This window comes from Kineococcus siccus (genome assembly GCF_009906795.1).
GTDB lineage: Bacteria > Actinomycetota > Actinomycetes > Actinomycetales > Kineococcaceae > Kineococcus > Kineococcus siccus.
In genome coordinates this window covers 1-4,943 of sequence record NZ_JAAALN010000269.1, presented here as the reverse complement: position 1 = coordinate 4,943, position 4,943 = coordinate 1, and the positions used below count along the sequence as shown (strand labels likewise).

The following is a 4,943-nucleotide window of genomic DNA, read 5'->3' as shown; positions in this document are numbered from 1 at the left end:
CGGCTCAGCCGAGCACGCCGCGGTAGACCTCCATCGTCCTCTCGGCGATCGCGGTCCAGGCGAAGTGCTCGACGGCGCGACGGCGGCCCGCGGCGCCGCGCTCGCGGGCCCGGTCGGGGTCGGAGGTGGCCTCGGCGAGGGTGGCGGCCAGGTCGGCGACGAAGCGCTCGGGGTCCACGGGGGCGCCGGTGCCGTCGGTGACCTGCTCGATGGGCACGAGCCAGCCGGTGGTGCCGTCGTCGACGACCTCGGGGATGCCGCCCGTGGCGGTGCCGACGACCGCTGCGCCGCAGGCCATCGCCTCGAGGTTGACGATGCCGAGCGGCTCGTAGACCGACGGGCAGACGAAGACCGTGGCCTGCGAGAGGTGCTCGAGCAGCTCGGCGCGCGTGAGGTGGCGCTGCAGCCAGACGACGCCGGAGCGGCGCTGCTGCAGCTCGGCGACCAGCCCGGCGACCTCGGCGGCGATCTCGGGGGTGTCGGGGGCGCCCGCGCACAGCACCAGCTGCACCTCGGGCGGCAGCATCGCCGCGGCGCGCAGCAGGTGCGGCAGGCCCTTCTGCCGCGTGATGCGGCCGACGAAGACGACGCTGGGCCGGTCGGGGTCGACCCCGTTCGCGCGCACCAGGTCCCGGCCCTCGACGGGGACCCACTGCTCGGCGTCGATGCCGTTGTGCACGACGTGCACGCGTCCGGGGTCCAGCGCGGGGTAGCTGCGCAGGATGTCCGCGCGCATGCCCGCGCTGACGGCCACGACGGCGGCGGCCGCCTCGAAGGCCGTGCGCTCGGCCCACGACGACACCGCGTACCCGCCGCCGAGCTGCTCGGCCTTCCAGGGCCGCAGGGGTTCCAGGCTGTGCGCGGTGACGACGTGCGGGACGCCGTGCAGCAGCGAGGCCAGGTGCCCCGCGGTGTTGGCGTACCAGGTGTGGGAGTGCACGAGGTCGGCGCCCGCGGCGCCGGCCGCCATGGGCAGGTCCACGCCCAGGGTCCGCAGGGCCGCGTTGGCCCCCGCGAGGTCGACGGGTTCGGCGTAGGCGGTGACGCCCTCCTCGGTGCGGTCGGCGCCGAAGCAGCGCACGAGGACCTCGGGGCCCTGCGGCAGCGCGCGCAGCGCGCGGACCAGTTCCTCGACGTGCACGCCGGCGCCGCCGTACACCTCCGGCGGGTACTCCTTGGTCAGCAGGTCGACACGCATGCGGGCTCCTCGTCGGGCGGGCTCCTCGGCGGTGTCCGGCGCACGGCACCCGGTCCCCGCCGTCCCGGCGCCGGTCCCGGCGCCGGGCCCGTCAACCTACCGCCGCCGCGCCCGCGGGGCGCCCGGTGCCGCACCGTGATCCACGGGAGGTGGGCACAGCTGCGGCTGCGGGCCTATGGTTCCCCCGTGGCAGCTCCGAACGTCCTCGCGATCGTCCTCGCCGGCGGGGAGGGCAAGCGGCTGATGCCGCTGACCGCCGACCGCGCCAAGCCCGCCGTGCCGTTCGGCGGTACGTACCGGCTGATCGACTTCGCGCTGTCGAACCTCGTCAACGCCGGGTACCGCAAGATCGTCGTGCTGACGCAGTACAAGTCGCACAGCCTCGACCGGCACATCTCCCAGGCGTGGCGCATGTCGAACCTGTTCGGCAGCTACATCGCGAGCGTCCCGGCGCAGCAGCGCGTGGGCAAGCGCTGGTACCTCGGCAGCGCCGACGCGATCTACCAGTCCCTGAACCTCATCTCCGACGAGCGCCCCGACCACGTCGTCGTGGTCGGCGCCGACCACGTCTACCGCATGGACTTCCACCAGATGGTGGAGCAGCACATCGCCTCGGGTGCGCCGTGCACCGTCGCCGCGATCCGCCAGCCGATCTCGCTGGCCGACCAGTTCGGCGTCATCCAGCAGGACGCGAGCGACCCGAAGCGCATCGCCGCATTCCTGGAGAAGCCGAAGAACCCGCAGGGCCTCACCGACGCACCCGATCAGGTGCTGGCCTCGATGGGCAACTACGTCTTCACCACCGAGGCCCTCGTCGACGCGGTCACGCGCGACAGCGAGACCGAGGACTCCAAGCACGACATGGGCGGCGACATCGTCCCGTACTTCGTCGAGCGCGGTGAGGCCGGCGTCTACGACTTCAAGGACAACGACGTCCCCGGCGCGACCGACCGCGACCGCGCCTACTGGCGCGACGTGGGAACCCTGGACTCCTACTTCGAGGCCCAGATGGACCTCATCTCGGTGATGCCCGTCTTCAACCTCTACAACTACGAGTGGCCCATCATCACGGCGCAGGACTTCTACCCGCCCGCGAAGTTCGTGCACGGCTGGCAGGGCACCTACGGCCACGCCGTGAACTCCATCATCTCCTCGGGGACGGTCGTCTCCGGTGCGCTGGTGGAGAAGTCGGTCGTCTCCCCCAACGTGCGGCTGGACTCCTGGGCGCACGTGAGCGAGTCCGTGCTGATGGACGGCGCGCGCATCGGGCGGCACGCCGTCGTGCAGCGCGCCATCATCGACAAGTTCGTCGAGGTGCCCGACGACGCGCGCGTCGGGGTCGACCCCGAGGAGGACCGCGCCCGGGGCTTCACGGTCACCGACTCCGGCATCACGATCGTCGGCAAGGGGCAGACGATCGTCCCCTGAGGACCCTGCCGTCGCGCGCCCGCACGGACTGGTGCAGCATCCGGGGCATGACCTCTGCAGCCACAGCCCGCCCGGTGCGCATCGGTGTCCAGATCCAGCCGCAGCACGCCGACTACCCCGCCATCCGCCGCACCGCCGCGGCCCTGGAGGAGATGGGCGTCGACGTCGCCTTCAACTGGGACCACTTCTACCCGCTGTCCGGTGAGCCGGAGGGCCTGCACTTCGAGTGCTGGACCATGCTCGCGGCCTGGGCCGAGGCGACCAGCCGCATGGAGATCGGCGCCCTGGTCTCCTGCAACAGCTACCGCAACCCCGAACTGCTGGCCGACATGGCGCGCACGGTCGACCACATCTCCGCCCACGACGGCGACACGGGCCGGCTGGTCCTGGGCATCGGCTCGGGCTGGTTCGAGAAGGACTACACCGAGTACGGCTACGAGTTCGGCACCGCCGGGGGGCGCCTGAACGCCCTGCGCGACGACCTGCCGCGCATCGAGGAGCGCTGGGGCAAGCTGAACCCGGCGCCGACCCGGAAGATCCCCGTCCTCATCGGCGGGGGCGGGGAGAAGAAGACGCTGCGGATCGTCGCGCGCCACGCCGACATCTGGCACGGCTTCGGCGACGCGGAGACCATCGCGCACAAGCACGAGGTCCTCGACGCGCACTGCGCGGACCTCGGCCGCGACCCCGCGGAGATCGAGCGGTCCGCGGGTGCGCCCACCGACGGCGACCCGGCCGGCATCGGCGAGGAGCTGTACGCCGTCGGCACGCGCCTGATCACGCTCAGCGCGGGGGGCCCCGACTTCGACCTGTCGCCCGTCGCGCCGTGGCTGGCCTGGCGCGACGAGAAGAACGCGGCCCTCTGAGCCGAGCGGGACGGGTGCCGCGGCGGCGCCGGTACCGTCTGCGGACGTGAGCACCGGCGCCAGCGACACCCGTCCCACCGTCCTGGTCACGGTCACCGGTCAGGACCGCCCGGGCGTCACGTCGGCCCTGTTCACCGCCCTGGCCGGCACCGACGCCGACGTCCTGGACGTGGAGCAGGTCGTGGTGCGCGACCACCTCACGCTCGCCGTGCTGCTGGGTGAACCGGCCGCGGGCGACGTGCAGGCCGCGCTGGCGGGTCTCGGCGACGTCGCGGGCGTCACCGTCACCTGCTCCCCCGGGCTCGGCGTCGACGGCCCGCGGCGCCCGCGGCGGCTGCACGTCACCCTGCTGGGCGCCCCCCTGCTGCCCGCGGCCGTCGCCCGCATCACCGCGGTCGTGGCCGAGCGCGGCGCGAACGTCGACCGCATCCGGCGGATGTCGCGCACGCCCGTGACCAGCATCGAGCTGGACGTCTCCACGACCGGCACGGCCGCCGACCTGCTCGACCTGCGCCGCACGCTGGCCACCGCGGCCGGCGAGCACGGCGTCGACGTGGCCGTCTCCCCCGGCGGCCTCGCCCGGATGGGGCGCCGCCTGGTCGTCATGGACGTCGACTCCACCCTGATCCGGCAGGAGGTCATCGAGCTGCTGGCCGCGCACGCGGGCCGCGGCGCCGAGGTCGCCGCGGTGACCGAGCGCGCCATGCGCGGGGAGCTGGACTTCGCGGCGTCCCTGCGCGAGCGCGTGGCGTGCCTGGAGGGGCTCTCGGTCGACGTCCTCACCGACGTGCGGGCCGCGGTCGAGCTCACGGCGGGGGCGCGGACGCTCGTGCGGACCCTGCACCGCCTGGGCTTCACCCTCGCGCTCGTCTCGGGCGGGTTCCTCGAGGTCGTCGGCCCGCTGGCCGCCGACCTCGGCATCGCCCACGCCCGCGCCAACCGCCTGCAGGTCGTGCACGGGCGGTTCACGGGCCGCCTGCTCGGGCCCGTCGTGGACCGGGCCGCGAAGGCGCGGGCGCTGCGGGAGTTCGCCGCCGCCGAGGACCTGCCCCTGCACCGCACGGTCGCCATCGGCGACGGCGCCAACGACCTCGACATGATCGACGCCGCGGGCCTCGGCATCGCCTTCAACGCCAAGCCCCTGGTGCGCGCGCAAGCCGACGCCGCCGTCAACGTCCCCTACCTCGACGCCGTCCTGCCGCTGCTGGGCATCACGCGCGAGGACGTCGAGGACGCCGACGCGGCCGAGGGCGTCCTCGCCGACTCGTGACGCGGGCGATGCCGACCCGGGCGACGCGTGACCGGGCCGGGGTGGCGCCCGCGCGGGTGCGTCAGCCCCGGCCGCTGGCCCACGTCGCCAGCAGCGCGAGCGCCACGACGACGAGGACCATCGCGGCGACCGCGGCCCAGCGCCGCGCGCCGGAGGGCGCGGACGGCGGCGGGGACGGGGG

General features: G+C 74.2%; 4 protein-coding genes. 3 read left to right on the top strand and 1 reads right to left on the bottom strand.

Going from position 1 to position 4,943, the window contains the following annotated elements; all coding sequences use genetic code 11:
- Window positions 1-4: 4 nt before the first annotated feature.
- Window positions 5-1,198 (bottom strand): glycogen synthase, encoded by a 1,194-nt coding sequence (gene glgA, locus GTR02_RS19795; RefSeq protein WP_166609200.1) that lies wholly within the window; start codon window positions 1,196-1,198, stop codon window positions 5-7.
- A gap of 186 nt (window positions 1,199-1,384) precedes the next feature.
- On the opposite strand from glgA, the gene glgC reads away from it, so the two are divergent.
- The 3 genes from glgC to serB are packed head-to-tail and all read left to right on the top strand — an operon-like array spanning window position 1,385 to window position 4,762.
- Complete coding sequence (glgC, locus tag GTR02_RS19790) at window positions 1,385-2,626, top strand: glucose-1-phosphate adenylyltransferase (RefSeq protein ID WP_166609199.1); 1,242 nt, start codon at window positions 1,385-1,387, stop codon at window positions 2,624-2,626.
- A gap of 47 nt (window positions 2,627-2,673) precedes the next feature.
- Window positions 2,674-3,492, top strand: a complete 819-nt coding sequence (locus tag GTR02_RS19785) for an LLM class F420-dependent oxidoreductase (RefSeq protein WP_166609198.1) — start codon at window positions 2,674-2,676, stop codon at window positions 3,490-3,492.
- Between the two features lie 46 nt (window positions 3,493-3,538).
- Window positions 3,539-4,762, top strand: a complete 1,224-nt coding sequence (serB, locus tag GTR02_RS19780; protein WP_166609197.1) for a phosphoserine phosphatase SerB — start codon at window positions 3,539-3,541, stop codon at window positions 4,760-4,762.
- Window positions 4,763-4,943 lie beyond the last annotated feature (181 nt).